Source organism: Amycolatopsis sp. NPDC102389, from assembly GCF_044765885.1.
Lineage (GTDB): Bacteria > Actinomycetota > Actinomycetes > Mycobacteriales > Pseudonocardiaceae > Amycolatopsis.
On the sequence record NZ_JBIWKX010000048.1, the window covers coordinates 1 to 26528 of the forward strand.

Genomic DNA, 26528 nt, shown 5'->3' on the forward strand with positions numbered 1-26528 from the left:
CGGGCCAGTTCCCGCAGCACCCACACGGCCGAAACGTCGCGGTGATCGAGCGCGCCCCACAACTCCTCCTGAACCTGGCGCACCCGGTCGAGCCACGGCACCTCGGACAGCACACGCTGGTCGCCTTGCTCGTCGAAGACGGCGCGCAGCATCTCGTGCCGCTCGACGAGCCGGCTCGCCGCGGTCTCCAGCCGCGCCAGGTCGAGGTCCTCCACGTCCCCGAGCCAATATGCGCGCTGGACTTCAGTCGGCGGGAACGGCTCGCGGGATCGGAGACGAGCATGACCGGCGCATCGGCGGCTGTGGCCAGAGCGAGCCCGGCGGCGAAACGACCAGCACCGGACGCGCGAAGAGATCGCTCAGCGATACACACGAAAGCCCGGCCGCGCAAAGTTTGCCGATCAGACATGGGCTGACGCTCCCTCAAAGGTGGGAGAAGTCGCCCCGCTTCGGCACACCCGGAGGTCACGCAAGAAGTTCATCGCGCTCCCTCACCCGCACGGAGGCCATTTCGCCCCGGTCCGTGGTCCCAGGAGACATCTCCTCGGTCGTCCGCGTTGCGGCGGATCTCGACTTCCGGGTAGGTCAGCTTGTTGATCACGCCGGTGATCGACTCTCGGCCTTCCACGCTCATGGTCAGCTTCCCGAACGCCTCGTCGGTGCTGAACCGCACCCGGACACCGACCGCGGACTTCGGCACCCAGCCGTGCACCGGCCGCACCCGGCCGAGCTGGTGCGCGAACGCCAGCACGCCCTGGAGCGACGGGTCGAACGTGGCGGTCGGGAGAAGGTCGTAACTGACTCTGGAGCGGAGGTGGCGGGAACGGAAGTGTCGGTGGAGGACGAAGACCGCGATCAAGATCGCGACCACCGCCGTGGTCACCCACCACAGCGCGGGCTCGCTGAGCACGTGGTGGAGATCGAGCGCCTTCGGCGCGCTGGTTCCCTGGACGGCCTGACGGCCATGGGGGAACAAGTCGGAATTCTAAAAGCACAGAGCCAGGGCCGCTGAACAGCGCAAACACAACCAGATCTCAACGTCTCACCCGCTAGGTCGATCGCTCTCTCAAACGCAAGTCTATGGGTTGCACGGCGTCTCACCGGCACTGAGTGGCCGCTGACAGACACTCACTATGACGAACCCTGATACGAAGTCAGCTGGCGAGTTCACACTTCGCGGCTTGTTGGCCTCTTAGCTGTGTCACTGACCCTCGCAGAAGCGATCGAAGCTGATTCCGCCAGCTTGTTAATCCCAGCTCCGGTGACGGCGACGGAAATGTCCGTATTTTGACTTTGGGGTCGTGGCCTGCGGACCGATTTTGCCGGTGGCTGAACGGCCTTAGTTGTTGGTGCCTGCGATGCGATCCAGCTCAGGTCCGGTTGGTATTCGTCCTCGTGTTTGCTCGCGTTGGTAGCGGTCATTTCCGTTGCGCGGCAGTCGGCTCGACCGGCCGAAGCGTGTCCTCCGGCACGGCGAGAAAGCTGCGACCTGGCTCTTGTAAGCCGTCTCGGCTGGCTCCACGCCATACAGGTCTCGTTGCTCGCTGATCGGCGAGACAAGCGAGACTTAGGTGGCGGCCTTCTCGCTGCCTGCCTTGCGCCTGCCCAGACGGCGCGAGTCAGCCGAGGCAGCAACAGACTTTTCGTCTCCCCGCTGAATCAAACACTACGAGAGCCTGCATGTCTCGGAGCAAGTAAGCCTGAGATCCACGAGAGTCATGAGTCTGGCGGAACCCCCGGCAGACCCGACCTCAGTCACAGGAGGGCTGTAGCGATGACTGGTCACTCCGGTGGTATCCACAGGCGTTCCGGTAAGACTGGCAGATCTCGCCTCGTTAGAGCATCGCCTACTGCTGACACAGTGATCGGCGCACTGATTCCGGAAGTACTGGCTCCGCGATCCGACGAGCTGCCGCCCTTGCCGATCGCTGAGCTGCAGTTCTTGCTCCGCGACGGGTCCATACAATATGAGATAAGTCGAGTCGACTGCTCGGGCAGAGTGTCCGTTCGGAGCCTGGTCTACGCGCTAGGCTGGCACGCTGGTGAGAGACTCTCACTGCGTGCGTCTTCCACTGCGATGGTCCTGCGCCCAACGGACCGCGGGGCAAGCCATGTAGCTAAGCATTGCAGCGTCGTAATCCCAGCCACAGCGCGGTACCTCTGTGGACTCGGGAGTGGCGACGGCGTCCTCGTAGCAGCGGTGCTTAACCATGGCGCACTGGTTATTCACCCCTTGTCGGTCCTGGACAACATGATGGCGCGCTACCACACGGCATTCACTCAACCCGGTGACCACTATGGACGGTAAAGTGACGCAACCACGGCAGGCAAGCGAGGACTTGCAGGCGGTGCGCCTTTTACTCGAGCGATTGGGAATCGATCCGTCCGACCTCGTCTGTCTGCCCGAGCAGCGAGATCCAGTCCCGACGTTTGCTGTGTACATCCCGATTGTCGCGGGAGCCGTGTCGGCGGGTACTCGCCGCACTTACGGCCCGTACTGGAACCAGTTGCAGACCCGGTGGGGTAGTCGCGGAATCGACGAGCCGAGCCCTTCCGAAATCAAGCAGCTGGCCGAGCACGCCAAGGCCAGTGCAGTCGTTAGGAGCAATTCACGTGGTGGTCGCGGCGCTGCCGAAAACTTTATCGCGGCCCTTCGCTGTCTCTACCGGCATGCCGAGGACGATCGGCTGATCAAGCCAGAGGACAACCCCGCCGCACGGGTGAGCAAGCCGCACCGTCTCGCCTCGCCCAGGCGTGCTCTGACCGCTCAGGAGTTGACCGAGATCAACGAGATCACCGCTTCGACAGGCAACGATCCCGAACTTGACTCGCTCCTCCTGCGACTGCATACCGAAACGGCGTGTCGTCGCGGCGGCGCCCTGAACCTCAGGCCTCGGGATCTCGATCGACACCAATGCCTGGTCTACCTCCGCGAAAAGGGTGACACAACACGGTGGCAACCCGTCTCGCCGAGCCTAATGGCCCACCTCATGGCGCATGGGAACAGCCGGGGTGCAATAGATCCCAACGGGCAGCTCTTGCGCTATCGGAACAGTGTCCGCATCACGAGGCGTCGTTACGACTACCTGTGGAACCGGGTCGGCAAGCACTTGCCGTGGGTGGCAACGCAAGGCATCTCGACCCATTGGATCCGGCACACGACACTCACATGGGTAGAGCGATCACACGGCTACGCCACAGCACAGGCATTCGCTGGTCATAGCAGTGCGGCCACGATGAATATAGCCGGCACGACCGCAACGTACGTCAAGGCGTCGATCCACGACGTCGCCCTGGCCTTGAGCGCCCTCACCAACGAATCACATCCCCTAGCACCGCAAACGGCCGGTTCGCCGAGGCTGCCATGATCTGCTACCGTCAAAGCATGAACTTCCCTACTTTGGGGAAGATTCACCGGGAGACGTGTTCAAGTCCCCCCTCGGACACACACGTTATTCACACGCAAAGAGGTCGTCGCGTAGACGGCCTCTTTTTCGTTGTCGTGCCGCAGGTCAAGGTCGCGGTCATCGCAGGTCGCGGTTCAGGTATCGGACTCGCCACGGCGCGACGGTCTACGTTATTGGGCGCAAGAGCAGGATCTGGCCGCCGCAGCGGCGAAGGTGCGCGTGGTCAGGATCGTGCGGGAGTACCGAATGGAGCGATCACCGCGAGCGCGACCGCCAGGACCAGGTCCGCCTTGTGCGTGATCGAGACCTGTACCTCCACGACCCCGAGCGCGGCGGCGCCCGCGGCCGCCGCGCCGGTGAGCGTCACCAGGGCCTCGCCGGAATCGGCTCGTTCGACGGCGATCTGGCGCGGCGCGACGCCGTCCGCGAAACCGGTGCCGATCGCTTTCGCGACGGCTTCCTTCGCGGCGAACCGGCCCGCCAGGAACTCCCGGCATCGATCGGGGCCGAACCCGGCCGCGGTGGCGAGTTCGGACTCGGCGTAGACGTAGGCACGGAACCACGGCCGTGCCAGCAGCCGGTCCAGTTCGCCGAGGTGCAGCAGGTCGGCCCCGATCCGCATCGGGCTACCCGGCCGGGAAGGTGAAGGCCGCGGCGTAACTGCGACCGCTCACCGGATCGGTGTCGCAGAGCACGACCTTCCGGTACGTCTCCTGCCACGCCGGCCAGTTTCCGGCCAGGGCGAGCCAAACACTGGTGCAGTACGAGCCCGGCGCGACCCGGTGGACGTCCCCGGCCTCGACGGTTTCCGTCACCCATGGGCCGAGGACCACGAGCGTGCCGGGCTCCCGGTGGGGTTCGAGCACCTCCTCCACCGAGCCGGACGCCACCGACGCCAGCCGTGGCCCCGGCCCGGTTCCGAGGACCAGCGCGGCACCCGAGTCGACCAGCCCGCCGTCGTCGACCAGCGGATGCGGCGTCGGGAGCGTCGTCTGCTCCAGTACCGCGATGACCGCCTCGTCGCACCGTCCCGACCGCTGATACGCCGCCACGATGCGCAGGGCCGTGAACGGCGCGGCCAAACCCTGCTGTGCCACGGAGAACGTGGTCGCCGTGACGTCGAGCCGGTCGGCGAGGTACGGCGCCACGGCGGTGAACGGGAGGACGTCGGGCAGGGCGTGGGTCACGATGATCAGCTGCGGGCGGCTCGCACGCACGTCCTCGGCTTCCAGTAACCGGTCGGTCAGCGCCTTGTGCGAGACGTGCGCGCCGCGTTGCCAGCGTTCTTCGTCCACTTTGGACCCGAACGGTTCGACGAGATCCGCGAGGAACCTCGAGACCGCCGCGTCCTCCCGGTAGCCGGGTCCCGGCGGTGAGATCACCGCGCTCGTGCCGCGCAGGGTCGGTTCGCCGCTCATGACACTCCTTCCCCGATGGCCTGCCTGGATTCGACGTAGTCGGCGAACGAACGGACGGTACGAAGATGGTCGATGTCGAGGTCGTCCGGATCCACCGTGATACCGATGGCCATCTCCACCAGCATCAGCAGTTCCAATACCTTCGACGAGTCCAGCCGCAGGTCGTCGAACAGCCGCGTGTCCTCGGTCAGCCCGGTGATCTCCCGTTCCAGGACATCGCCGAGCGCGTCCCCGATCGCCGACACCACCTCGTCGCGGGCCGTCACGTCCCGCTCCCCCGCGTCCGATGGGTGATCACCATGGCGCCGAACGTCGCACCGAGACCGACCGTGACGAGCACGTAGCGGGCACCGTCGACGAGCCTGCCGTTCTCCCGCAAGGTCGTGTAGTTCAGGAACACGTCCGACGAGAAGCAATGGCTTAGCTTGGGGATGTTCTCCAGGAAGAACTTCTCCGACGGCGCCTCCAGCGCCTTCACCGTCTGTCGCCAGGCGAGGGCGTTGACGTTGTGCGGGATCACCAGATCGATGTCGTCGAACCCGTATCCGGCCTCGGCCACCGCCGCCAAGATCACCTCGGCCAGCCGCGGCCCGTAGAGCTGGCCGAACTCGGTGTTCTGCTCCGGGGTCAGCGCCAGCCATTCCGCGTACTGCCCGAACGTCTTCGTGACGAAGGAATGCACGACGTCGCCGTCGCCGTCCACCGTCAGCAGGCACGCCGAGGCCGCGTCCGCCATGATCGCGGTGTTGGGGATCAGCTGCACGATCGGCGAGAACGCCCGCTCCCCGGTCACCATCAGCGCGTATCCGCCGGTCTCGCCCTCGGCCCGCAGCAGCTCGGCCGCGACGTCGATGGCACCCAGGCTGCTCACACACGCCTGGTGGGACAACGCGAACGCCTCGACGTCGGCCAGCCCCAGCCGCCGCGCGAGCTCCTGGGCGATGTCGACGTCGGCCGGTGCGAGCGCCTGGGTCGTATGCGCGAACACCAGCCTGTCGATCCTCCGGCCGGCGGGCAGCGCCGCCAGCGCCCGCTTCGCGGCGGGCAACAGCAGGTCGAACAGGTCCATCCCGGGATCGAACCGGAGTGTGTCGAGGCCGTAGAACTTCCGGAACACGCCGAGTTCCGCCCGGCGCAGCCCGAGGTGCTCACCGAGCTCCTCGATGCGAACGCTGCGCTCGGGTACGAACGACTCGACGCGTTCCAGTGTGGTCGCGCCCATCAGCCCTCCAAATACTCGGCCCGCAACAGCCAGAGCCGGTTGGCGCCGCGGCGTTCCGGCGGCTGCACCTCGTACGGCCAGCGGCCCTCACCCGCGCCGGGCTGGCCCGGCTCCTTGATCTCGTCGACCTTCCAGCCGTGGTTCAGCAGGAACTCCTCCGGCTTGTCGGTGCCGAAGATCCACGGTGTCCCGTCGTCGGCCAGCCGGTCGAGGAACGGCTTCGAGAACGGGCTGCGCAACAGGGCACGGCCGAGGATGTCCAGCGCCAGCCGGCTTCCCGGGGCCGACACCGAACCCAGCGTCTCCAGCAGACCGCCTGCCTGCTCTTCAGTCAGGAAAAAGGTCAGCGCCTCGGCCACCCACAACGTCGGCCGGGTCGGGTCGAAGCCCGCCTTCTCCAGTTCCGGCAGCCATTCCCGGGTCAGGTCGGCGGGTACGACCCGGCGATCGACCCGCGGCTCGGCGCCCAGTTCGGTCAGCCGCCGCTGCTTCTCCACCAGCAGCGGCTCGTGGTCCACCTCGAAGACGACGGTGTCCTCGGGCCAGTCCAGCCGGAACGCCCTGGTGTCCATCCCCGCCGCGATCAGCACGACCTGGCGGATGCCGGGATCCGACCGCAGCTCGCCGATCGCGTCGTCGAGGAACCTCGTCCGGATGCTGATGAACGGCAGCAGCCCGCCACCGGCGTAGCGCTCGATCAGCCGGAACCCGTCCGGCGCCGCGAGGGCGCTCGCCAGCGGGTCGACGAACAGGGCGTCCTCGCGCTCGGACTCGAGCGAGCGAGCCGCCGCCATCCACTGCGCGGTATAGGAAACGGCGTGCATCAGCTGACTCCCGCTCCGGCGAAGAACGCCTTCTCGATGGCCGACAGGGTTTTGAAGTCCGCGATGTCGATGTTGTCAAAGTCGACCTCGACGCCGCTCGCGTCTTCGATCACGTAGACCAGTTCGACGAACGACAGCGAGTCGACCAAGCGGCTTTCGATCAGGTCCTCTTCGAACGCCAGCTCGGTGCGTTCCGGGTGCCTGCCGAGAATCCAGTCACTGACCTTTTCGATACCAGGGGCGGGCATGTCTTCTCCTTCGAGGTTGGTTTCTTCTCAGTCCGCGGCGGACACCGCGACCGCGATGGCGTACGCGTCGTCGTGCGTGATGCTGATTTCGATCTTGCCGAGCCCGGCTTCCTTGGCCAGCCGCGCGGCGCGTCCGGTGAGCCGGACCACCGGCCAGCCGCCGTCGCTCTTGAGCACTTCGGTCGAGAGCCAGGGCACGGGCTGCCCACCGACGTGGAAGAGTTTGAACACCGCTTCCTTGGCGGCCAAGCGTCCCGCGATACCGGCCAGGTCCGGACCGTCCGGAGTGGACGAACTCAGCAGTTCGGCGGAGGAGAGCATGCGCCGCAGCGCGGGCTCCGCGTCCTGGCCGACGAGCTCGCGCACCCGGCTGAGCGGGACGACGTCGATGCCGATCCTTCTCGCGGGCATGGTCACCCGGCCCGGCCCGCCGCCGCGCGGACGGCCTCCAGCGCGGCCGGGAGATCGCCGTGATGGACCTCGGTCAGCACGGCGAGCCAGCGCTCCAGGCCGAACGCCACACAGCTGGTGTAGGCGAACTCCTTGTCCGCACCGAAGCGGATGTCGCACCGTTCGCCGAAGAAGTTCCGATGGGTGTTGACCGAGGCGATCGCGAGGGTGCCGTGCTGGAACTCGTATTTGACCGGGCTCAGCTTCTGCAGGAGGGCGCGGGCGCCGTCGTTCTGGAAGAACGGGTCGATCGCGGCCTCCTTCTCCAGGCCGAGGCCGAGCTCGCCGGAGAACGCCAGGATCCGTTCGGTGAAGCGGGAAACCACTTCCTGCGTGTGCTCGAACGAGCCGAGCGCGACGATCTCACGCATCTGGAAACTCGCCAACCGCCGCAACCCGCTGTAGTGGTCTTCGCTGCGGAAACAGCGGTTGACGAGCGTCACGATCTCCGTCTCGGACACCTTCGTGCCCTCGTAGAAAAGGTAAGCCCCGTAACAGGTCGCGTGCGGCAGACCGTAGCGGCCGTCCTGCAGATCGCCGCCGGCGAACCGTCCGTCGACCGGCTTTCCCTCCCGGTCGGCCAGATCCAGCGGACCGGCCACGAACGCCAGATGCGGGAAGTTCGCGTAGACGTCGAACTTCTCCAGGTCGGTGACCGGGTACAGCGGCGGCGGGCTGATCTCCCGCGCCCCGGCGGCGCCTGCCCAGCCGAGGAAGGTCCGGTCGAGTTCCTTGACGAGGGCGGTCTCGTCGGGCCCGAGGATCGCCAGCGCTTCGGCGCCGTCCACTCCGGTGGTGCGGGTCATCGCAGGATCCCCGTTCGCTCCAGGTACTTCAAGGTCTTGCGGAACACCTGTTTCTCGGTGGCCTGCCGGGTGGGTGCGTCGAGCAGCGCACGCCGGAGTTCCAGCGGGTTCTCGATGCCGGCGTCGCGATAGACCTGCGGGTTGTACAGCGACTCGAAACTGTAGGAGAGATACCGCCGGAGATAGGCCGAGACCTCGACGAGGTCCTCTTCGGTCGCCGTCTTCTTGAGGTCGCCGTAGAGATGCTCCACCAGCTCTCGGCCGAACGCGATATGCCGCGATTCGTCCTGATGGTGGATGCGGTTGATCGCGCGGATCGTCTCGTGCAGCCGTTCGTCCCGCGCCATCTGCGAGTTGTAGTGATCCACCAGTTCCTCGAAGATCAGGATCCTCGCGAACACCAGCAGACTCTCCACTTTGGACGAAGCCGCGGGCGGGATGGCGACGCCGGCACCCGGTGCGCGATAGATCTTTTTGCCGTAGCGCAGGCAGAATTCGGCGAAGAACCACATATGCTCGTTCTCCTCACCGATGAAGTGGTGGAAGAACTCCGACGGCGTTTCGAAGCCCGCCGTGTGGATCCGCGCGACGACCTCGATGAGCAGCTCGCGGATCCCGTGCACGTTGAGGCTGTAGAAGTTGATGCTTTCGAACCGCGACAGGGCGAAGAGCTGCTCTTCGCTCAGTGTCGTGGCGAACTCGGTGCCGTGAGTGGTGGTGAGCTCGGGGGTCATCCACCACATCCGTTCGGGCAGGCTGTCCGGCCACTCGAACATCTGATAGGGGTTGTAGTAGTCGTCGATCGACTTCGACGAAAGACGATCGAGCAGGCCGCGAAACCGTTGGTCCGCGTCGATAATGTCGCTGATGTCACTGGCCACGAAGGTTCCCTCCGTTCTTCCGGACTCAATTCGACGCTACGGCAAGGAATCCGTGCGATTCAATGTCCACAAGCGGTCTGGCCGACACCGGCCAGCACCCTGGTTTCCCGGTGCGGTGGCGGCATAGGGTGGCCGCATGGCGAGGCGCGAGGGGTCATGAATGGCGATTCGGGTTATAGAGGGGTAAGGCAAACGTGGCGTAGGAGGTCACCGCGCTCTGCCGGTCCGTGAAGGCCTGGCGAAAGCGTCGCGAAAGCCACTTTCGGGACATCAGACGTCGCGAAAGTGGCTTTCGCGACACGGGCGCCGGCGGCGAGGTGGTCGGCGCGGGTAAGTGGCCGGGGCGAAGGCTTCCTTCACCACATTAGACGCGGCGAAGGAAGCCTTCGCCCCACCACCGACCCCACCAGCGACCACGACACCTTTGACTCACCCCTCAATAGAACACGAATCGCCTCTCACGACCCACTCGACCGGGCGACCGGCGCGAGGCGCGAAGGGACCGGGAACGTATGACCACGCTCGTCGGAGTGGACGCGCTGCGCGTGGCCGAACTCGACCTGCTCGCACGGCGCGGCTGGTTCATGAAGTTCCTGTTCTCCCAGGAGGAACTCGACGATCTCGCGATGGCGGGCAGTGTCTGTCTCGCTTGCCGGTTCGCCGCGAAGGAGGCGGTGCTGAAGGTCCTCAGGACCTGCCTGTCCGGTTCGGTTCCGCCCACCCAGATCGTGATCCGGAGTTCCGGAGCGGGCGCGACTTCGGTGGAGTTGCACGGTGCGGCGTCCGAACGTGCCCGCGCGCTGGGCATCGAGCGGGTCGACGTCTCCATTTCCTGTGAGCGGGGGCTCGTGATCGCGGTCGCGCTGGGGACGGCCTGACACTCAGGTCGCGAGCAGGCTCGCCACCCGGAATCGTTCGACGGAGCCGCAGTCGGCGAGGATGTCGTGTGCCTTCCGCAGAAGTCCTTGCCCGGCACCGGGATCCCGGTTCGCGGTGACTTCGCCGAGGACGGCGAGCGCGTGTCCCTCGCCGATCCGGTTGCCGGTGCCGCGATGCAGTATCAGCGCCCGCTCGGCGCATTCGGCCGCCTGTTTCCGGTCCCCGCGGTCCCGCCGGGTGGTGGCCAGCACCGTCTGCGCGCGGGCCGCGAGGAGCCGGAAATCCCGCCGTGCGGCCAGTTCCGCGGCCGCGCCCGCGTGCGTGACGGCGTCGTCGAGCCGCCCGCCACGACGACATACCTCGGCCAGCGCCAGCAGGCTGACGATTTCCGCGCGGGTGTAGTGGATCTCGTGGGCGAGTTCGACCGCCTGTCCGGCCAAGACTTCGGGAGCCACGGACAGCTCGGTCCGGCCGCCGAGTTCGGCCAGCGCCGCGAGCGCGTTCGCCTCCGCCCGGCGATCACCTGTCTCCCGGGCCAGTTCCAGCATCGCCTCGGCGTGCTCGGCCGCTTCGGCGAATTCCCCGGTCTCGGCGCACAACGCCGCCAGTGTGCAGAGTGCGGTCGTCTCGCCGTAACGAGCGCCGTTCTGCCGGTGCAGGGAAACACTCTTCGACAGCGACTCGCGCGCATCGGTCAGCCTGCCGAGGTCGAGATAGACCTCGCCGAGCGTGGTGTACACGTGCGCGGCGCCGTCGCGATTGCCGGTGCGTTCGATGAGCGAAAGGGCCTGGGCGAGCCGCCGGATGGCTTCCTGCGGCTTGCCGAGCTCCCGCAGCAGTGTCCCGATGTTGTGCAGGTTGGCCGAAAGTCCCGCTTCCCAGCCCATCCGGCGGTTCAGTTCGATCGCGCGGTCGAGTTCGGCGACGGCCTCGTCGAGCGCGCCGAGCTCCCAGTGGACTCCGGCGAGATTGCCGCGCGCGGCGGCTTCCGCCTCCGGCCACCGTTCGGTGGTCGACAGCTCCAGCGCCTTGGTGTAGTGCGTGACGGCGGCCGCGTAGTCGCCCAGCCCGCGATACACCTGCGCGAGGCTTTGCAGGGCGGCGATCCGGCCTCGCGGCTCATCGTCCACGACCGCCGCGGCCAGCCCGGCCTTCGCGACGGCGACCCAGTCCACGGAATGCCTTCTTAGCCAGAAGAAGCCGCGAAGGGCGTCCGCCAGTAACCAGACGACCCGGTGCGGGCCGTGCGCGGCGGCGTCGTGGACGATGGCCACGAGGTCGGCACGTTCCGCTTCGAGCCACTCCAGCGCCTCGGCGTCGTCATCGAAGACGACGTCGGTCTCGCCGAATTCGGCGCCTTCACGAAGCCGGAGGATCTGCGGCGCGATCCGCGTGACCGCGACGGTCGCCGTCGCGAGATACCAGCCGAACAGCCGGAGCCTGGCCGCGTCGCGTTCGGCCGCGACGTCCTCGGCCCGCGCGCGTTCGGTCGCGTACAGCCGAAGCAAGTCGTGGCACTGGTAGCGGCCGTCGGTGCCCCGGGCGACGAGATGAGCACGCTCCAGCTCGGCGAGGGCCTGGGATGTGTCCTCCTCGGCGAGCACGGCTGTCGACCGCGGGGTGAAATCCGGCACCTGGACCACGCCAAGCAACCGGAACAAACTCCGGGCTGCCGGACCGAGCCGCCGGTATGAGAGCGCGAACGCGGCGCGGACCGCGGTCGACGGGTCGCCGTCGACCCCGAGCCGGTCCAGCCGGTCGGCCCGCAGCAGCCCGTCGACCACGGCGCCGATCGGCCGGTCCCGGCCGATGCCGATGTCCGCGGCCGCGATCCGCAACGCGAGCGGCAGCCCGGCGCACAACCGGACCAGCGTCGCCGCCGCCCGGCGTTCCTCCTTGACCCGCTGCGCGCCGACGATCCTGGCGAGCAGCTTGAGCCCGTCCTCTTCGGTCAGCAGGTCGAGCCGGACGGCACCGGCGTCGTGCAGGACGACGAGCCCGGGCAGCTCCTCCCTGCCAGTCACCACGACCAGGCTGCCGGGACGGCCGGGAAGCAGCGGACGCACCTGATCGGCCGTGCCGGCGTTGTCGAGCACCACGAGCATCCGTTTGCCCGCGAGCTCGGACCGGTAGAGCGCGGCCAGTTCGTCAGGGTCCACCGGTATCCGGTCGGGCGGGACGCCCAGCGAGCGCACGAGCCGGACCAGCGCTTCGGCCGCGGTCACCGTGGCCGACCGCGCGTAGCCGTGCAGGTTCAGGTAGAGCTGGCCGTCTGGGAACCGGTCGAGCGCGCCGTGTGCCCATTGCAGTGCCAGCGCGGTCTTGCCCACCCCCGCGGTGCCACTGACGACGACCACCGGCGCTCCGCCGGCGACCAGTGCGTCGATCCGGCGCAGTTGCGCGGCGCGGCCGGTGAACGTCGGCACCGCGGCGGGCAGCTGCCTCGGTCCGGCGGAAACCGGCTGTTCGGCGCTGGGCAGATCCAATGCCGGATCGGTGCGCAGGATGGCTTGGGCGAGGTCGGTCAGCTCCGCACTCGGTTCGAGACCGAGCTCGCCGGTGAGCAGGGCGCGTGCCCGGCGGTAGACCTTGAGCGCCTCGGCCTGGCGCCGCGACCGGTAGAGCGCGAGCATGAGCTGAGCCTGGAAATGTTCCCGCAACGGATGTTCCGAGACCAGCTCGGTGAGTTCGGCGACGACGTCCGCGTGCCTGCCGAGCACCAGATCCGCGTCGATGCGCTGCCCCAGCAGGACCAGCCTTCGTTCCTGCAGCCGGTCCGCCTCCACCTGGAGCGCGGCGCTGCTGTCGGCCAGCCCGCTGAACGGAGCTCCCTGCCAGAGCGCGAGTGCCTGCCGCGCGAGACTTCCGGCGACGACCGCGTTCCGCCGCTCGTGTGCCGTGCGTGCTTGGTCTGCGAGGTCCTCGAACCGCCGCACGTCCAGTTCACCGGGATTCACCACCAGCAGATAACCGGGTCTGCGGTGCACCACGCGATCCGGATCCGCCAAGGCACGGCGGAGCTGGAGGACGTAGAGCTGGAGGTTCTTCATCGCGGTGCGCGGCGGGCGGCCCGCCCACAGGCCGTCGACGAGCGCTCCCACCGGCACCACCTCACCCGCGCGATGGAGCAGCAGCGCCAGCAGACGGCGGACTTTCGGCGCGCCGAGATCGAGTTCGGTATTTCCGTCACGGACGCCGAGCGGCCCGAGAATCGTGAACTCCATTCAGCCCCCACTTACCTCGCCGGAATAATCGCGAAGTGGTCGCGACCTTCCCGGATTAGTGGTCCATACCAAACTTATACCGGCTCTCCGCATGCTTCGGAACAAGAATTCAGCTGGCGGGAAAACAAAGTGCGACCGTGTAGGACCAACACGCCTGGGGGCAAGGTCAGTGTCTGCGTCATCCGCTCCGAACCCGACCGATGGAACGAGCCTGTCGACTGTACTCGATCTGGTTTCCACCGCAAGACGGGAAGTGCTGACCACCGCGACGGGCGGTTCGCCGTGGTTCGGCGGGACCGTCACCGAGGCCGCGCGCCGCGGCGCCTTCCCGCCGCACGTCCGGGTGCGGCTGCTGTGCACGACACCGGCTGAGCACGCGCGCGGCGAGCTCATCGAGGCGGTGCGGCACGGGCTCCGGGTCAAGGTGACCGATCGGGCGATCGAAGAATCCCTTTTGATAGACCGCAGACTGGCGCTGGTCCCTTCGGGTGGCGACGACGCCAGAGGTTTGCTCATGGTGACCACGCCGACGTTGATCACCGCCCTCGCCGACGCCTTCGACCCTCGCTGGGAGGAGGCGACGCCCTGGGAGATGACGTCCGCTCGGCCGGACGAGTTCGAACAGGCGATCCTGCGCTGCCTGGTCGACGGGATGACCGATGAAGCGGTCGCGAACCGGCTGGGCGTATCCGCGAGGACCGTTCGGCGGTACGTGAACGTCCTCATGGCCCGCGTCGGCGCGAGGAGCCGGTTCGAACTCGGATTCCGGGCGGCGGAATGCGGATGGCTTCCCGCCGACGCACTCGGCTGAAGTGGTTGTCCGGTTCCGGCCGCATTATTCGTCCATTGTGGATTGATCATTACCGGCGTCGCCGATCGATGTCGCTTTCGCCGGTCGCAGAGTCCGCTTTCGGCCAGATTCTGGTGGCATCGGCCGGGACCGACCTAGATTTCGTTCTGGATCGTCTCGAATTCACGTCCTGATTGGACCTGCCACGTGACCACTCCGACTCCCTGCCACGACATAGTGCTCACCGGTGCCGTCATGACCCATCCGCGGCGGCCGGGACTCACCGGCCGTCTGCTGGCCGCCGCGCCCGCCGGGGCGCTGCGGCCGGTCGCGGATCCGGAGCCCGCCGGACCGCCGACCGCCCTGCGCACCGCGATCCGGGCCTGGTCCGCGATCGCCGAAGGCACGACCCACCACCTGGTCCTCCAGGACGACGCCGTTCCCGCCGACGGTTTCTTCGACCACGCCCGGGCCGCCGTCGCGGCCGCGCCCGATGCCGCGATCGCCTTCTACACCAATTGGAACTCCCGCAACGGCGGCGCCGTGCGGCTCGCCGCGCTGGCCGGGGCGAGATGGGTCACCGCGACCCACGAGTACACCCCGACCGTCGCGCTGGCCCTGCCCGCGGGGATCGCGGCCGGTTTCGCGGATTTCGCCGAAGCGCACGGCTCGACCTGGCCCGACGACGTCGTCATGTCCCGGTACCTGCGCGAGGCCGGGGTATCGGTGCTCCTGGTCGCGCCGAATCTCGTCGAGCACGCGGACGAACCCAGCGTGCTCCGCAACGACTCCCACGGCTCGCGGCGGTCGGCGTGCTTCGCCGTCCCGCACGGCGACGACTGGTCGCTCGGCGCGGGCCCGCTCGATCCCGACGTCATCCCGTTCTTCAAGCACGGGATCGCCCAGTGCGTCGTCCGTGAGGACGGAAGACGGACGACCATCGACGCCGAGCGGTACTTCGGGCGGGCGGGACTGGATTTCGACGCCTGCCAGAAGCAACGGCTCGAAGTCACCGGGTCGGTGTTCGACGCTCTCGACGATCTGGAACGGCATCTCGACGAAGCGGCCGTCGAAGGACTCTGGACCACGGCCTACCTCCTCGGCGCGCTCGGGACCGGCCGACGGCTCGACCGGGTCGGCTCCCTCGCGCTGGGCACGATCGGCGCGGGCGGGGTGTGCACCACCGTCGGCGCTTCCACGCTCCGGACGCTGCGGCCCGCTCTGTCCGAATTGGCCCGCCTCGGCCATGAAGCCGGTGCCAGGGCACCACGTTCGCCCACGCGCCGGCGGGAACGCGTCCTCGTCACCACCACCCACCGCCCGCTCGGCCGGGAGATCGCGCGTCATCTGGCCGATCGCGGATACGAGGTCCTGGACGAAAACCACGGGCCGGAGGTCGACGCCGTGGTCCACGTCGCCGAACCTGGTTCCACGCTCCCACCCGTGACGGCGCGGCACGTGGTCCAGGTCTGTCCTCCCGGCGCACCCGTCCCCGCCGCCGCGCCGGGCACCAGCGTCCTGCGGACCGGTTCGCCGTACGGGCCCGGTATCGAGGGCTATTCCGTCCTGGAGACGTTCACCCGGCAAGCCCTGCTGGCACAACCGATCCAGGCCGACGTCCCGGCGCGCGCGACGCACCGGCCCGCCTACATCCGGGACATCGCGCTCGCCGTGCACCATCTCCTGCACCAGCCCGTGCCGCGGCGGACCGTCGCGACGCCGTCCCCGCTGACCAGCCGGGAACTGGCCGACGCGGTCGCACGGACCGTCCGGCGGGTTCCGATCACGTGGCCGGCGTCGCCGCACGGCCCTTCCGCCCCTCCCCTGGTCGCCGACGAACCGGCGACGGAACTCGATCAAGGCATCCGCGCACTGGCCCAGTGGCTCGCCTACGAAAAGGAAGAAGCATGAAAGTCGATCGTCTCTCCCAGCCGGGTGACGGCCTGGTCAACGAGGATCTGGTGCTGTCGGGCCGGTATCACGCGCTGGTCATCGACGGCGCGACGGCGGAACCGGGCGCGGAGACCGGCTGCGTGCACGACGTCCGCTGGCTGGTGGCGAGGCTCGGCACCGCGCTGGACCGGCTCCTCGTCGAACGTCCCGCCGAAGACCTGCGCGCCGTCCTGCGCGCGGCCATCGAGTCGGTCCGCGACGCCCACTCCGGCACCTGCGATCTCGGCAATCCCTGCGGCCCGACCGCGACCGTGGCGATCCTGCGCGAACGGGACGGATTCGCCGACTACCTGGTGCTCAGCGATTCGGCGGTGGTGCTCGAACGGCTCGACGGCACCGTCGAGGCCGTCATCGACGACCGGATCGACCGGCTGCTTCACCTGTCCTGGCAGGAGGTCCGGCCCTTGCGCAACGCGCCCGGCGGGTTCTGGGTCGCGGGCAGTGATCCGGCCGCCGCCGACCAGGCCCGCACCGGCACCGTGGAACTCTCGCGACTGCGGCGCGCCGCGCTCCTCACCGACGGCGCGTACCGGCTCGTCGAACGCTACGGGTGGACCTGGCACCAGCTGCTCGACGTCGCCGAGTTCGACGGTCCGGCCGCCGTCGTCGGCGAGACCCGCCGCGCCGAACTCCGTACCGCGCCGGGCCATTTCGCCGGGAAACACCACGACGACGCGACAGTCGCCTTCTGCCGGTTCGAGACCACCACCGCTCCCCTGACCCGCCCGACCCACGAGGTGACGAAATGACCCGGTTCCAGGTCCGATTCACCGGCAAGACGGCTCGCTCCGGTCCGCTGGCGTTCGGCCACGCGAACATCGTCCGCGCGATCACCCTCGACGACGATCCGACGCGGCTCAACCTCGCGATGGTGTTCGACGTGCCCGGCGCGCCGCTGGAGCGGGTCGCCGCCTGGCTCCAGGTGCTGCTCGAACGCCACGAGTCGCTGCGGACGACGTATTCGTTCGGCGACCGGACGCTCCAGCACGTGCTCGCGGAAGGCGAGGTGGATGTCGACGTCGTCGAGAGCGGCGGCGACGTCCTCCAGACGGCCGAGAGCACCGCACGCGCCCTGCGATCCCTGGTCTTCGATCTCACCGCGGAGCTACCGCTGCGTCTCGCCGTGGTGACCGAGAACGCCGTCCCGCGCCGGCTCGTCTGGGTGGTGAGCCACGCCGCGATGGACGTCGCCACCTGCGAACTCCTCCTCGGCGAATGGACCGAGCTGGCCGCGGGGCGCGAGCTGCCCAAGGACGACTCACCGCAGCCTCTCGACGTCGTAGAACTCGAGAAGACGCCCGCGGTGCAGCGGCTGGGACAAGCGGCGACGCGGTATTGGGAAAGCAAGCTGCGCACGGTTCCGCAGGCGATGTTTCCCATGTCCGCCAACGGAACCGACTTCCTCCGGCCCGGGCTGCGGGTCCGGTCACGGGCCGCGATGGACCATATCGCGGCGATCGCCGAGCGGACCAGCGCGAGCCCCTCCGCCATCGCCCTCGCCGCGCTCAACGCGCTGATCGCGCACCGGGCCGCGCAATCCGCCTGCGTGACGACGTCTTTGTCCGGTAACCGGGTGCTCAAGCAGTTGCGCCGCTTCTTCGGTTCGATGGCGCAGGACGCGCTACTCCCGGTCACCATCCCGGAGACGTTCGACGAACTGGTCCACGCCGTCCGCGCCGCCTCCGTACCCGCGTACCGGCACAGCTGGTTCGAAGCCGACGCCATCTGGGAAGTGATCACCCGCGTCACCCACGAACGGGGCTTCTCCTTCGCCAGGGATCTCGTGTTCAACGACATGAGCGCGCTGGGCGACACCGCGGTCGGCCAGCCGCCTCGCGCCGCGTACAGCAGGCTGCCGTCGGTGTGGCTGCCGGGTGGACCGGACGTCGAGGACGACCCCGAAATCGGTGGCACGCTGGAGCTGCTGCCGCAGGAGGACATCCCGACCCGCTTCTTCGGCTGCCTGTATCGCCTCGACACGGAACTGGATCTGACGCTGTGGGTCGACCCCGGCTGTCTCGACACCTCCGAGGTGACCGAGTTCGGCCGTGGCCTCCTTGCTTTGCTGCGTGCGGCGGCCGAGGCGGATCTTCCGTTGAAGGAACTGCATTCGCTCACCACGCTCGCACCCATCGAACGTGGGGAAGGCTGGTACCTCTCGGATTCGTGCTGGGTCGAGCTGGACGCCGTCCGGCAACTGGTCTCCGATGTCCTCGGCGACCGGCCGCATCTGGTGACCGCGGAGCCCGACGACGTCCTGGGTCACCGGCTGGTGTGTCACCTGACCGGCCCGGCGACGCCCGCGGAACTGCACGCCGGGGTACTGGCCGCGCTGCCGGGAAGGCCGACCGCTCTGGCACCGCACCACTACGTGATCTGCGCCGAGCCTCCCGCCGATCCGCTGGATCCGGTCGCCTGGGCGGCCACGGCCATCGACTCCGCGAGCGGGCGGGAGCTGCCGGTATGAGTCATGACACGGAAACCCTGACCGGCGAGGGAAAACCGGCCGCCGGGCGGCTTTGGTCCGGCAACTTCAAGCTCTACCTCACCGCACGCAGCGGGTCGATGCTGGGCGACGCGATGCTGCCCGTCGCGCTCTCGATCGCCGTGCTGGCGGCAGGTCACGGGATCGACGGCGTCGGCTACGCCCTCGGCGCGTGGATGGGCGCGCTCGCGCTGTTCATGCTGTTCGGCGGCGTGCTCGCGGACCGGTTCACGCCGCGCCGGATGATGATCATCGCGGACCTCGTCCGGCTGGTCGTCCAGGGCGGGATGGCGGTCGCCTTCGCCGTCGGAACGCCGTCGCTGCCGACGATCGTCGTCCTGCAGTTCCTCAGCGGTGCCGCCACCGCGTTGTTCCAGCCCGGTGTGGCGAGCATGGTCCCGCAGGTCGCGGAGGACGTCCAGGGCGCCAACGGGATCCTGCGGATTTCCGAGGCGATCTCGGGCGTTCTCGGCCCGGCACTCGCCGGTGTGCTGGTCGCCGTGGCCGGCACCGGGACCGTGTTCGGGATCTATGCCGCGACGTACGGAATCAGCGCCGTCTGCCTGTTCGCCCTGCGGCTCACGCCGGTGAAGTCCACTGAGGACAGTGAACCGTCGTTCTGGCGTCAGCTGGTCGAAGGCTGGCGGGAGTTCGCCGCACGGGGCTGGCTCTGGGGCGTGATCGCGATCCACCTGGTGTACGGCTGTTTCGTGGCGGGCGTGTCCCTGCCGGTCGGCGCGGACCTGGTCGTCTCGGACTACGGTTCGACCGCGCTGGGCATCGGGATGGCGGCCTTCGGGGCAGGCGGGGTCGCGGGCGGCGCGATCGCCATGCGCGTCCGCCCGAGCCGCCCGCTGCTGTCCGGCGCGATCGGCTGGGCGTTGTTCGCGCTGTACCCGATCACGCCCGCGGTGGGACTTCCGGTCGCCTTGCTCATCGTCGGCTGGGCGCTGGCCGGTTTCGGCCTCGCCTACTGGGGTGTCCTGTGGTCCACCACGGTCCAGACCCAGATTCCCGCGGAACTCCTGAACCGGGTGTACGCCTACGACGTCTCGGGGTCGCTGCTCGCGTTGGTGCTGGGCAGGTCGCTCGCCGGGCCGATGGCCAGTCTTTTCGGCGCCCGGCCACTGATGATCCTCGCGACCGTGCTCGGGCTCGCCTGTACCGCGCTGCTGCTCGTGGTCCGCTCGATCAGGGATCTGCGCAGTGCTCAGTGACCGTCGCCACCACCACTCGTACGCATCCCCACCAGGAAGGGTCTTCCATGCGACCGAAGAATCTGGCCTTACGGCTCGGGCTGTGCCTCGCCGCGGTCCTGGCATCGCTCCCCTCTTCGCCCGCTTCCGGGGCATCGGAGACCGAGGCCGCCCCGCCACCTGATCGGCCGGTCCTGGAGGCGTTCTGGGGTGGCACGCCGCCCGCGGATCAGGTCCCCTGGGAAATGCTGAACACCATCAGTTACTGGTTCGCCTCACCGGCGGGCGGCCGGTGCAGCACCCCGGACGCCAAGCAGCGCAAGGACATCGAAAGCCTCGCGGCGGTGAAACGTGGCCACCCCGACCTGACCGTGCTGATCTCCATCGGCGGCTGGGCCGCACCGGGTTTCGGTGCCGGCGCCGCGACCGCGGATTCCCGGCGCGCCTTCGTCAAGTCCTGTGTGGACAAATGGCTGAGCGCGTTCCCTCCAGGGCTGGTCGATGGCTTCGACGTCGACTGGGAGTTCCCGGTCTCCGGCGGGCTGCCCAGTATCGGCAACTCGCCCGCCGACCGCGCGAACTTCACCTTGCTGCTCAAGGAATTCCGGACACAATTGCAGCGCTATGCCCGCGAACACGGCAGGCCCGGCCGCGCCATGAAGCTGTCCGCGGACATCCCCGCCGGCCGCGTCCAGGACGACGGCACCGGGACCGGGGGTGCGCCCTACGACGCGTCCAACAGTTTCGACCTGCGTGAAGTCGGCAGGCTCGTCGACATCTTCAACCTGATGACCTACGACTTCTGCACGGGCTACTCGAAGTTCTCCTGCTTCAACGACCCGCTGGTCAAACGGCCCGGTGATCCGAACGACGAGTACAACAACAACGTCGGCGCGCTGAAGTACATGACCGACCACGGTGTCCCGCGCGAGAAGATCGTCCTCGGCGTTCCCTTCTACGGCCGGGCGTTCACCGTCACCTCGACCGCCAACGACGGCCTCTACCAGCCGTACACGGCCATGCAGTTCCTCGACTACAAGGTCCTCATGGGCCCGGAGTGGGCCGGTGACACCGGATTCCGCAAGGGCTGGGACCCGATCGTGCGCTCGCCGTACCTCTGGAACCCGGAAAAGAAGATCTGGGTGAGCTACGAGAACCCGCGGTCCATTCAGGACCGCTCGCTGTTCGCGAAACGCCACCGCCTGGCGGGCATGATGATGTGGGAGCTGGGCGCCGACGATCCGCAGCACAGCCTTCTCGCCGCGATGACCGGCCCCTGGCTCCGGCCCTGATGGCAAGGACCCCGCCGCGGCGCGCGGCGGGGTCGCCGGAGAGTCACAGTCCTGGAAGTCGAACTCGATGACATCACCTGCCTTTCACTCGGACGCGCCGGAATCCGCGAGCCCGCACCGGAGGTGACCGCTGCCGCATCCAACGCTCACCGACGTGGACCGCGGGGCACGGCCGGACGACCGGTGAACGGGACGGCCGTGCCGTCCGAGCGGCCCGCGGCCGCCCGGACAGTGCCACGCCACCCGAACGCGGAGGAGGAAGGCTCGAGACCTCGGCGAAGGAGGCCGCGATGATCGACTCGAACTCGGTTCGCAGCCACACCTGGTCCGCATACACGAGCTCGGTGAACGCTTTGTTCACCGCTGCGCGGCGAAGACCGTGCCGCATATCGATCACTCCCCGGAACGTCGTCGGGACCGAAGCCAGGTCAAGTCATCTCTGAAAACCTTGTAACTCGCCCCGCCGAAGATGTCAAGACCCGGACGCTTGCAGGTCCGCGCATGACGTGCTATTAGAGAATTAGCACTCTGGGGTCGAGAGTGCTAACTCTCGCACCTCTTCACAAGGACGGGAAGCATGACAGCTGTGATCGTTTTCAGCACCGTGGTCACGGGCATCGTCGCGATGGTCGCCGTCGCCGCCCGCAGATACCACCTGGACGATCTCACCCGGGACTGACGAGTACTCCCGCTTACGAGCCGATGGAGCGTTCATGGGGTTGAACAAGATCTGGATACGTACTCTCAGCGACGGTCTTCTCCGTGCCGACCAGGTCACCGGGTTGACCGCGCACGCCACACCGTCGATTCCGGGCAAGTCCCCACGATGGCTGCTCGACGCCACCATCGCCGTCCCCGCGGGCAGCGGCGCCACCAGTGGCTGGGACATCGGAATCCTGCACCGCACGCTGATCCAGACACCCGTCGAACCGGTCGAGGCACCCGAAGTGCTCGCCCGTCTGCTGGCCAGCCTCGACGAGCCGGGCGCAGCCGGGATCATCGAACCGACGGCCACCCGGTCCGCAGGCGGCGCGGGTGCGATCCGTTTCGACTTCCGTTCCTTCGGGGATTCCGAGCACGTCAGCCCCTGACCGCTCCGAAGCACCACTCGACACGGCACAGGAGGATCGCGATGTTCGACGACGAGAAGCCCCTGGCGGACGTAGCCGACCAGCTCCGCCCCGTCCGCCCGGCGGACGACGACCTCGGGGAGCACCTCGACGGCGAGCCGCCCGCTGTGGCCGACATGAGTTCCACACCGGAGGCCGACCCCGCCGACGTGGCCGACCAGCGACGTGATGTCCCCGCATCCGCGGACCGTGAACCCTGGCCCTGACAACGGTTTCGCGGCAGGTGAAGGATCATGACGGCACGGCTGAGCCGGGCGGCCGATCCGTACCCGGTGCTCGGGGTGCCTCGCGAAGCAACCCCGGCGCGTACCAGGCCCTCGGCGTGATCCCCGCGAGTCATCAGCCGGCCGGTCCAGGTTTCCCGCGCGAGCCGGCGGGTAGCCGGGCTTCAGGGCCCGAAGACCCGGGAGGAGATATTCATGCCACGCGAAAGCGATCTGCACTCGCCCCGTGAGGACGACGAACTGAAAGCCGAACTGCAAGGGATGCTGAAAGGCAACGGTCCCACCCGCGCCGAGGAGGAACGCGACCCCGAAGGGCCGGCCGACGATGATCCGGACGTTCCCCCGGGAAGCGGGCCGTGAACGTACGGATCCAGCCGGCCGCGGTGATCCACCGTGGCCGGCTGGATCAGGTCGATGCCGCTTCGAGCAGCGAGACGACCTCCTCGTCGGTGGTCTGCGTGAAATCCTCATACCACTGGCCGACCGCCCTGAAGTCTTCCGGCTTGGCCACGCACAGGACTTCGTCCGCCTCACGGCCCAGCAGCGCGGCCGACTCCGGTGCGCACACGGGAGCGGCGAACACCAACCGGCGCGGTTCCGCCTCGCGCGCGGCCCGAAGCGCCGCGGTGGCCGTCACGCCGGTGGCCAGCCCGTCATCCAGGATCAGCACTTCGCGATCCCGCATCGCGACCGGCTCGCGACCGGCGTGATACCGATGAAGTCGTCTGCGCGCTTCCGCACGCTCGGCTTCGCACGTCTGCTTTAGATCGTGCGGGTTCAGCCCGATTCTCCGCAAAGTGTCCGTGTCGTAGTACGGCGGCCCCTCCGCCGTCACCGCCCCCACGCCGAACTCCGGGTGACCGGGTGCGCCGATCTTTCGGGCCACAGCGACATCCAGCGGCGCACCGAGTTCACGCGCCGCTTCCGCGGCGACCGGGACGCCGCCCCTGGCCAGACCGAGCACCACCGGATCGGACCAGTTCCGTTCCCTGAGCAGGCGGGCCAGCTCCTGACCGGCCGTACGCCGGTCGGCGAACGTGCGATCTCTGACTCGAGCCATGAAATCGGCCTACCCGCCGGCCGAACGGATAAACATCGGCCGCGGCGAGCTGCGCTTCGACATCCCGTTGCTCGCCGAGGCCCGGAAGGAGTCCGTTCGCTCACGCATCCGCCGGTTTGCCTCCCCCGTTTCCGGGTAGCCGACGAATTCGGAGACCTGACGCGGAGGTGAGAGAGGATGACGACCGCGACCACCACACGCGAAACGGCGCAAGGGCCCGCAAGTACGCGGGAGAGGGACGGCGGAACGGCCGGCTCTTCCGGCTTCTCGATCGGGCTGGTACTGCTCGGGGGCGTGTACTTGATCTTGTCGCCCTGGGTGATCCAGTTCACCGGCACTTTCGGCATGGCCGCGACCAACATGATCAGCGGGATAGTGCTGGCACTGTTCGCCGCCGGGTGCGCCCGCTCCGCCGGCTTGCGCGCCGTGGCCTGGGTGATCCCGGTTCTGGGTGCCTGGGTGATCGCTTCGCCATGGGTGATCTCCCGCGGCCGTGGCCTGGTGCCGCTCGACTATCCGGGCATGCAGGAGCTGAACACGGCGACCTGGCTGAGCAACGTGATCGCGGGCGCGATCGTGTTGGTCGCCGGAATCGCACTGGCGCTTTCGACGCGGCGACACCCGGCACACCGGTGACGGCGTGGTTTCATCGATCCCGGGTCAGAGAGGCCGGTCGTCGCGGTGTTCGCCGTACCACCGCGACTGACGAGCCATCAGCTCGGCGGCGGAGGTGCCACGATCCACGCCGTACACCGTCGCGGGAAAATCGAGATGTCGTTGCACCGCCCAGATGTCGTCGTGGCGCCCCGGAGGCAGGATCCGCGCCGGCTCGCCCACCGCGACCCATCCGATGGGTACGACCGTGTCGGCGGCAAGCACCGTGTTTGTGTGCACCACAGCGTTGATGCGGACCTCGACGTGTCCGCCCAAGCGCGCACCCGGGAAGAGCGCACAGCCGGTGGCCAGGAAACAGCCGTCGCCGACGACGGCGCCGTTGACATGGGCGTGGGGGCCGATCAGGACGTCGTCGCCGATCTGTGCCGGATGCGCCGCTCGCCCCCGCACGAGCGCGTTCTCCATCACCACACAGCGCCGTCCGACGTGGACCTCACCGTCCTCCGCTGTGAGCACAGCCCCGAAGAGAACTCTCGCGTCCGCATCGACCCGGACGTTCCCGCACAGCACGGCGGTCGGCGCCACATAGGCGCTCGGGTGGACCCACGGCCGCCGCCCTCGATGTTCGTACAGTGGCATCGTCGCCTCTTCCCTCGTCGGGTACGGAAAGTGACTCGTACCCGGCCAGGATGCGCGGGAAACACGGCCGCCACTCGGCTCCGCGATTGACGCGGCCCAGGGCCGGGTAACCGGAACAGCGTGCGTGCCGGAGTTTCCCGTCCGCCGAAGCGGTGAAAGCCCATGCCTGAAAACACGAGACGACACGACCTCCGGAAATCCCCGAATACCTGGCCATCGAAGCTCCAGTCGCCGTGGGCGATGGCTGCCGGGGCGCTCGGCGTCTCCACGTCGGCGGTCCTGATCGCCATCTCGGGCGCCTCACCCGGGACGGCGACCTTCTACCGGTGTGCCTTGGCCACGCTGATGCTGATGCCGTTGGTGATCTTCGAGTGGCGTCGCGAAGGTACGCCGACGAATCGCCAACGCCTCTACGCTTTGGCCGCCGGGCTGCTCTTCGCCGGTGACGCGCTCTGGTGGACCGAAGCGATCGGCGAGGTCGGCGCCGGCCTGTCGACCGTGCTGGTCAACGCCCAGGTGGTGATCGTCCCCCTGCTCGCGCTGGCAGTCGACCGGGAACCGATCAGCCGACGATTCCTGGCGATCCTCCCCGTCATGGTCATCGGCATCGTGCTCACCGGCGGCGTCCTCGAACACGGCGCCGCCGGGAGCGACCCGCTCGCCGGCACGATGCACGCACTCCTGGCGGCCGCCTGTTACTCGGGCTTCCTGTTCCTACTGCGGCGCGGCGGTAGCGCGGGCCGCACCGTGCAGTCCTACCAGTACGTGGTCGCGAGTGCCGCCATGGCGTCGCTGGGCGTGGGATTCCTCTGGAACGGCATGACCCTGACACCGGGCTGGAGGCAATTCGGCTGGCTGGTCCTCGTCGCTTTCGGCGGCCAGGTCGCCGGCTGGCTGCTCGTGGCTCTCGCGACGCCACGTCTGCCCAGTGAGACAGGCGCGGCCCTGCTCATGCTGACCCCGATCGGCGCACTGGCACTCGGCGCCGTGCTGCTCGGCGAGCGCCCTTCGGCGCTCCAGCTCACTGGCAGTGCGGCGATCCTGGCCGGAGCGTACTTCACGTCCCACAGAGCGAACCGCGACGAACGTGCCCCTGGGAAGCGGGCCGCGAACCGTACTGAGCCCAGGTAAGCGTCCACAAAGGACACTTGCTGGCGATCCGGGGTCCGTCCTTACCACTCACGATCCCCCGGAAACCACTCAAACCGGCCTAATCAGGCACCGCCCACTCAGGGAGATGCCTTTGTGGACAGTGGGATTGGGTGGCGGCTTCCGGCTTACCGGACACCGCCTAAGCGCCCGTTTTCTGCCCGGCCAAGGCGGTGAAGCCGTGCTGATCGGGTGCGTGCCAGGCGAGCACGGTCTCCAGGCCGCTGTTCACCAGGAGACGATTGACGCGGTCCGGTCCGGTGATCAGTTTCAGGGCCCGGCCGGTGATCGCCGCCTGATGATGGGCATGGGCGAGGACGCTGAGGCCGGCGGCGTCGAGGGAGGTGACCGCGGAAAGGTCGATCACCACGGTGCGGAGTGCGGACGCCAACCGGGGGCCGAGCAGGTGAGCGAGCCGTGGAGCGGTGGCGACGTCGAGTTCGCCGGCGACCTCGATGACGGCCGTGGTGGGAGTGGGCCGGATGACCGCGAGACGGAACGAGCCGTCGGCACGGTCAGGAGCCAGGGAGTGGAATGCGGTCTCGCGCCGCGCCGCGAGGGGTGTGTCGAGGAAGGTGGACAACGGAACTCCCGAACAGCTGTGACGGATCCCGGGCAAGAGAACCTTCGGCGAGC

At 68.2% G+C, this 26528-nt stretch carries 28 protein-coding genes; 13 read left to right on the top strand and 15 right to left on the bottom strand.

The window, feature by feature from the left end:
* Positions 1-215 (bottom strand): hypothetical protein (locus ACIRGA_RS31050; protein ID WP_400947644.1); only part of this gene is annotated, 215 nt, incomplete at its 3' end.
* Positions 216-478: 263 nt separating this feature from the next.
* Positions 479-976: a hypothetical protein gene (locus tag ACIRGA_RS31055; RefSeq protein ID WP_400947647.1), complete on the bottom strand. Its 498-nt coding sequence runs from the start codon at positions 974-976 to the stop codon at positions 479-481.
* Between the two features lie 1321 nt (positions 977-2297).
* On the opposite strand from ACIRGA_RS31055, the gene ACIRGA_RS31060 reads away from it, so the two are divergent.
* Positions 2298-3368: a tyrosine-type recombinase/integrase gene (locus tag ACIRGA_RS31060; RefSeq protein ID WP_400947733.1), complete on the top strand. Its 1071-nt coding sequence runs from the start codon at positions 2298-2300 to the stop codon at positions 3366-3368.
* 262 nt (positions 3369-3630) lie between these two features.
* On the opposite strand, the gene ACIRGA_RS31065 is transcribed toward ACIRGA_RS31060, so the two are convergent.
* The 9 genes from ACIRGA_RS31065 to ACIRGA_RS31105 are packed head-to-tail and all read right to left on the bottom strand — an operon-like array spanning position 3631 to position 9256.
* Positions 3631-4029 carry a holo-ACP synthase gene (locus tag ACIRGA_RS31065; RefSeq protein WP_400947649.1) on the bottom strand — a complete coding sequence of 133 codons (399 nt, stop codon included), beginning with the start codon at positions 4027-4029 and terminating at the stop codon, positions 3631-3633.
* A 4-nt stretch (positions 4030-4033) separates the two neighbouring features.
* Complete coding sequence (locus ACIRGA_RS31070) at positions 4034-4825, bottom strand: hypothetical protein (protein WP_400947651.1); 792 nt, start codon at positions 4823-4825, stop codon at positions 4034-4036.
* Positions 4822-5091 (bottom strand): acyl carrier protein, encoded by a 270-nt coding sequence (locus ACIRGA_RS31075; RefSeq protein ID WP_126731048.1) that lies wholly within the window; start codon positions 5089-5091, stop codon positions 4822-4824. The genes ACIRGA_RS31070 and ACIRGA_RS31075 overlap by 4 nt, the downstream gene beginning before the upstream one ends.
* Positions 5088-6047, bottom strand: coding sequence for a 3-oxoacyl-ACP synthase III family protein (locus ACIRGA_RS31080; protein WP_400947653.1), 960 nt, complete (start codon positions 6045-6047; stop codon positions 5088-5090). Before ACIRGA_RS31080 ends, ACIRGA_RS31075 begins: the two co-directional genes overlap by 4 nt.
* Positions 6047-6871, bottom strand: coding sequence for an SAM-dependent methyltransferase (locus ACIRGA_RS31085; protein ID WP_400947656.1), 825 nt, complete (start codon positions 6869-6871; stop codon positions 6047-6049). Before ACIRGA_RS31085 ends, ACIRGA_RS31080 begins: the two co-directional genes overlap by 1 nt.
* The gene (locus ACIRGA_RS31090) at positions 6871-7119 is read right to left on the bottom strand and encodes a hypothetical protein (protein ID WP_037348320.1); all 249 of its coding nucleotides are present in this window, start codon (positions 7117-7119) and stop codon (positions 6871-6873) included. The genes ACIRGA_RS31085 and ACIRGA_RS31090 overlap by 1 nt, the downstream gene beginning before the upstream one ends.
* A gap of 27 nt (positions 7120-7146) precedes the next feature.
* A complete protein-coding gene (locus ACIRGA_RS31095) occupies positions 7147-7530 on the bottom strand; it encodes a holo-ACP synthase (protein ID WP_400947658.1) in 384 nt (127 codons plus the stop codon).
* A 2-nt stretch (positions 7531-7532) separates the two neighbouring features.
* Complete coding sequence (locus ACIRGA_RS31100; RefSeq protein ID WP_400947660.1) at positions 7533-8375, bottom strand: hypothetical protein; 843 nt, start codon at positions 8373-8375, stop codon at positions 7533-7535.
* Positions 8372-9256, bottom strand: a complete 885-nt coding sequence (locus tag ACIRGA_RS31105) for a diiron oxygenase (RefSeq protein WP_400947663.1) — start codon at positions 9254-9256, stop codon at positions 8372-8374. Before ACIRGA_RS31105 ends, ACIRGA_RS31100 begins: the two co-directional genes overlap by 4 nt.
* A gap of 512 nt (positions 9257-9768) precedes the next feature.
* Here ACIRGA_RS31105 and ACIRGA_RS31110 point away from each other — a divergent pair.
* A complete protein-coding gene (locus ACIRGA_RS31110; protein ID WP_400947666.1) occupies positions 9769-10134 on the top strand; it encodes a holo-ACP synthase in 366 nt (121 codons plus the stop codon).
* Between the two features lie 3 nt (positions 10135-10137).
* On the opposite strand, the gene ACIRGA_RS31115 is transcribed toward ACIRGA_RS31110, so the two are convergent.
* The gene (locus ACIRGA_RS31115; RefSeq protein ID WP_400947668.1) at positions 10138-13359 is read right to left on the bottom strand and encodes a BTAD domain-containing putative transcriptional regulator; all 3222 of its coding nucleotides are present in this window, start codon (positions 13357-13359) and stop codon (positions 10138-10140) included.
* A 253-nt stretch (positions 13360-13612) separates the two neighbouring features.
* Between ACIRGA_RS31115 and ACIRGA_RS31120 the strand changes: the two genes are divergently transcribed.
* The 9 genes from ACIRGA_RS31120 (at position 13613) to ACIRGA_RS31160 (ending at position 22789) form a co-directional block, all read left to right on the top strand.
* Positions 13613-14170 (top strand): LuxR C-terminal-related transcriptional regulator, encoded by a 558-nt coding sequence (locus tag ACIRGA_RS31120; protein ID WP_400947670.1) that lies wholly within the window; start codon positions 13613-13615, stop codon positions 14168-14170.
* A 186-nt stretch (positions 14171-14356) separates the two neighbouring features.
* The gene (locus ACIRGA_RS31125) at positions 14357-16060 is read left to right on the top strand and encodes an NAD-dependent epimerase/dehydratase family protein (RefSeq protein ID WP_400947672.1); all 1704 of its coding nucleotides are present in this window, start codon (positions 14357-14359) and stop codon (positions 16058-16060) included.
* Positions 16057-16851, top strand: coding sequence for a protein phosphatase 2C domain-containing protein (locus ACIRGA_RS31130; RefSeq protein WP_400947673.1), 795 nt, complete (start codon positions 16057-16059; stop codon positions 16849-16851). The genes ACIRGA_RS31125 and ACIRGA_RS31130 overlap by 4 nt, the downstream gene beginning before the upstream one ends.
* Complete coding sequence (locus tag ACIRGA_RS31135; RefSeq protein ID WP_400947674.1) at positions 16848-18569, top strand: condensation domain-containing protein; 1722 nt, start codon at positions 16848-16850, stop codon at positions 18567-18569. Before ACIRGA_RS31130 ends, ACIRGA_RS31135 begins: the two co-directional genes overlap by 4 nt.
* Positions 18566-19804, top strand: coding sequence for an MFS transporter (locus tag ACIRGA_RS31140; RefSeq protein WP_400947675.1), 1239 nt, complete (start codon positions 18566-18568; stop codon positions 19802-19804). The genes ACIRGA_RS31135 and ACIRGA_RS31140 overlap by 4 nt, the downstream gene beginning before the upstream one ends.
* A 47-nt stretch (positions 19805-19851) precedes the next feature.
* Positions 19852-21075: a glycoside hydrolase family 18 protein gene (locus tag ACIRGA_RS31145; RefSeq protein ID WP_400947677.1), complete on the top strand. Its 1224-nt coding sequence runs from the start codon at positions 19852-19854 to the stop codon at positions 21073-21075.
* 713 nt (positions 21076-21788) lie between these two features.
* Complete coding sequence (locus ACIRGA_RS31150; protein WP_400947679.1) at positions 21789-22166, top strand: hypothetical protein; 378 nt, start codon at positions 21789-21791, stop codon at positions 22164-22166.
* A 41-nt stretch (positions 22167-22207) separates the two neighbouring features.
* Entirely contained in the window at positions 22208-22411 is a 204-nt protein-coding gene (locus ACIRGA_RS31155) for a hypothetical protein (RefSeq protein WP_400947681.1), read from the top strand.
* Between the two features lie 213 nt (positions 22412-22624).
* On the top strand, positions 22625-22789 hold the full coding sequence (locus ACIRGA_RS31160) for a hypothetical protein (protein ID WP_400947683.1): 165 nt from the start codon (positions 22625-22627) through the stop codon (positions 22787-22789).
* A gap of 46 nt (positions 22790-22835) precedes the next feature.
* Here ACIRGA_RS31160 and ACIRGA_RS31165 read toward each other — a convergent pair whose 3' ends face one another.
* Positions 22836-23489: a phosphoribosyltransferase gene (locus ACIRGA_RS31165; RefSeq protein WP_400947686.1), complete on the bottom strand. Its 654-nt coding sequence runs from the start codon at positions 23487-23489 to the stop codon at positions 22836-22838.
* A 177-nt stretch (positions 23490-23666) separates the two neighbouring features.
* Here ACIRGA_RS31165 and ACIRGA_RS31170 point away from each other — a divergent pair, with 177 nt between their 5' ends.
* The gene (locus ACIRGA_RS31170; RefSeq protein ID WP_400947689.1) at positions 23667-24125 is read left to right on the top strand and encodes an SPW repeat protein; all 459 of its coding nucleotides are present in this window, start codon (positions 23667-23669) and stop codon (positions 24123-24125) included.
* A 24-nt stretch (positions 24126-24149) separates the two neighbouring features.
* Here the strand turns inward: ACIRGA_RS31170 and ACIRGA_RS31175 are convergent, their stop codons facing one another.
* Positions 24150-24743, bottom strand: a complete 594-nt coding sequence (locus tag ACIRGA_RS31175) for a gamma carbonic anhydrase family protein (RefSeq protein WP_400947691.1) — start codon at positions 24741-24743, stop codon at positions 24150-24152.
* A 162-nt stretch (positions 24744-24905) separates the two neighbouring features.
* Between ACIRGA_RS31175 and ACIRGA_RS31180 the strand changes: the two genes are divergently transcribed.
* The gene (locus tag ACIRGA_RS31180; protein ID WP_400947693.1) at positions 24906-25874 is read left to right on the top strand and encodes a DMT family transporter; all 969 of its coding nucleotides are present in this window, start codon (positions 24906-24908) and stop codon (positions 25872-25874) included.
* Between the two features lie 160 nt (positions 25875-26034).
* Here the strand turns inward: ACIRGA_RS31180 and ACIRGA_RS31185 are convergent, their stop codons facing one another.
* Positions 26035-26475 (bottom strand): STAS domain-containing protein, encoded by a 441-nt coding sequence (locus ACIRGA_RS31185; RefSeq protein ID WP_400947696.1) that lies wholly within the window; start codon positions 26473-26475, stop codon positions 26035-26037.
* Between the last annotated feature and the right edge of the window lie 53 nt (positions 26476-26528).

Coding starts and splice junctions, on each gene's coding strand:
- ACIRGA_RS31060 (WP_400947733.1), top strand. CDS start 2,298: ATGGACGGTAAAGTGACGCAACCACGGCAGGCAAGCGAGGACTTGCAG.
- ACIRGA_RS31065 (WP_400947649.1), bottom strand. CDS start 4,029: ATGCGGATCGGGGCCGACCTGCTGCACCTCGGCGAACTGGACCGGCTG.
- ACIRGA_RS31070 (WP_400947651.1), bottom strand. CDS start 4,825: ATGAGCGGCGAACCGACCCTGCGCGGCACGAGCGCGGTGATCTCACCG.
- ACIRGA_RS31080 (WP_400947653.1), bottom strand. CDS start 6,047: ATGGGCGCGACCACACTGGAACGCGTCGAGTCGTTCGTACCCGAGCGC.
- ACIRGA_RS31085 (WP_400947656.1), bottom strand. CDS start 6,871: ATGCACGCCGTTTCCTATACCGCGCAGTGGATGGCGGCGGCTCGCTCG.
- ACIRGA_RS31090 (WP_037348320.1), bottom strand. CDS start 7,119: ATGCCCGCCCCTGGTATCGAAAAGGTCAGTGACTGGATTCTCGGCAGG.
- ACIRGA_RS31095 (WP_400947658.1), bottom strand. CDS start 7,530: ATGCCCGCGAGAAGGATCGGCATCGACGTCGTCCCGCTCAGCCGGGTG.
- ACIRGA_RS31100 (WP_400947660.1), bottom strand. CDS start 8,375: ATGACCCGCACCACCGGAGTGGACGGCGCCGAAGCGCTGGCGATCCTC.
- ACIRGA_RS31110 (WP_400947666.1), top strand. CDS start 9,769: ATGACCACGCTCGTCGGAGTGGACGCGCTGCGCGTGGCCGAACTCGAC.
- ACIRGA_RS31115 (WP_400947668.1), bottom strand. CDS start 13,359: ATGGAGTTCACGATTCTCGGGCCGCTCGGCGTCCGTGACGGAAATACC.
- ACIRGA_RS31130 (WP_400947673.1), top strand. CDS start 16,057: ATGAAAGTCGATCGTCTCTCCCAGCCGGGTGACGGCCTGGTCAACGAG.
- ACIRGA_RS31135 (WP_400947674.1), top strand. CDS start 16,848: ATGACCCGGTTCCAGGTCCGATTCACCGGCAAGACGGCTCGCTCCGGT.
- ACIRGA_RS31140 (WP_400947675.1), top strand. CDS start 18,566: ATGAGTCATGACACGGAAACCCTGACCGGCGAGGGAAAACCGGCCGCC.
- ACIRGA_RS31145 (WP_400947677.1), top strand. CDS start 19,852: ATGCGACCGAAGAATCTGGCCTTACGGCTCGGGCTGTGCCTCGCCGCG.
- ACIRGA_RS31150 (WP_400947679.1), top strand. CDS start 21,789: ATGGGGTTGAACAAGATCTGGATACGTACTCTCAGCGACGGTCTTCTC.
- ACIRGA_RS31155 (WP_400947681.1), top strand. CDS start 22,208: ATGTTCGACGACGAGAAGCCCCTGGCGGACGTAGCCGACCAGCTCCGC.
- ACIRGA_RS31160 (WP_400947683.1), top strand. CDS start 22,625: ATGCCACGCGAAAGCGATCTGCACTCGCCCCGTGAGGACGACGAACTG.
- ACIRGA_RS31165 (WP_400947686.1), bottom strand. CDS start 23,489: ATGGCTCGAGTCAGAGATCGCACGTTCGCCGACCGGCGTACGGCCGGT.
- ACIRGA_RS31170 (WP_400947689.1), top strand. CDS start 23,667: ATGACGACCGCGACCACCACACGCGAAACGGCGCAAGGGCCCGCAAGT.
- ACIRGA_RS31175 (WP_400947691.1), bottom strand. CDS start 24,743: ATGCCACTGTACGAACATCGAGGGCGGCGGCCGTGGGTCCACCCGAGC.
- ACIRGA_RS31180 (WP_400947693.1), top strand. CDS start 24,906: ATGCCTGAAAACACGAGACGACACGACCTCCGGAAATCCCCGAATACC.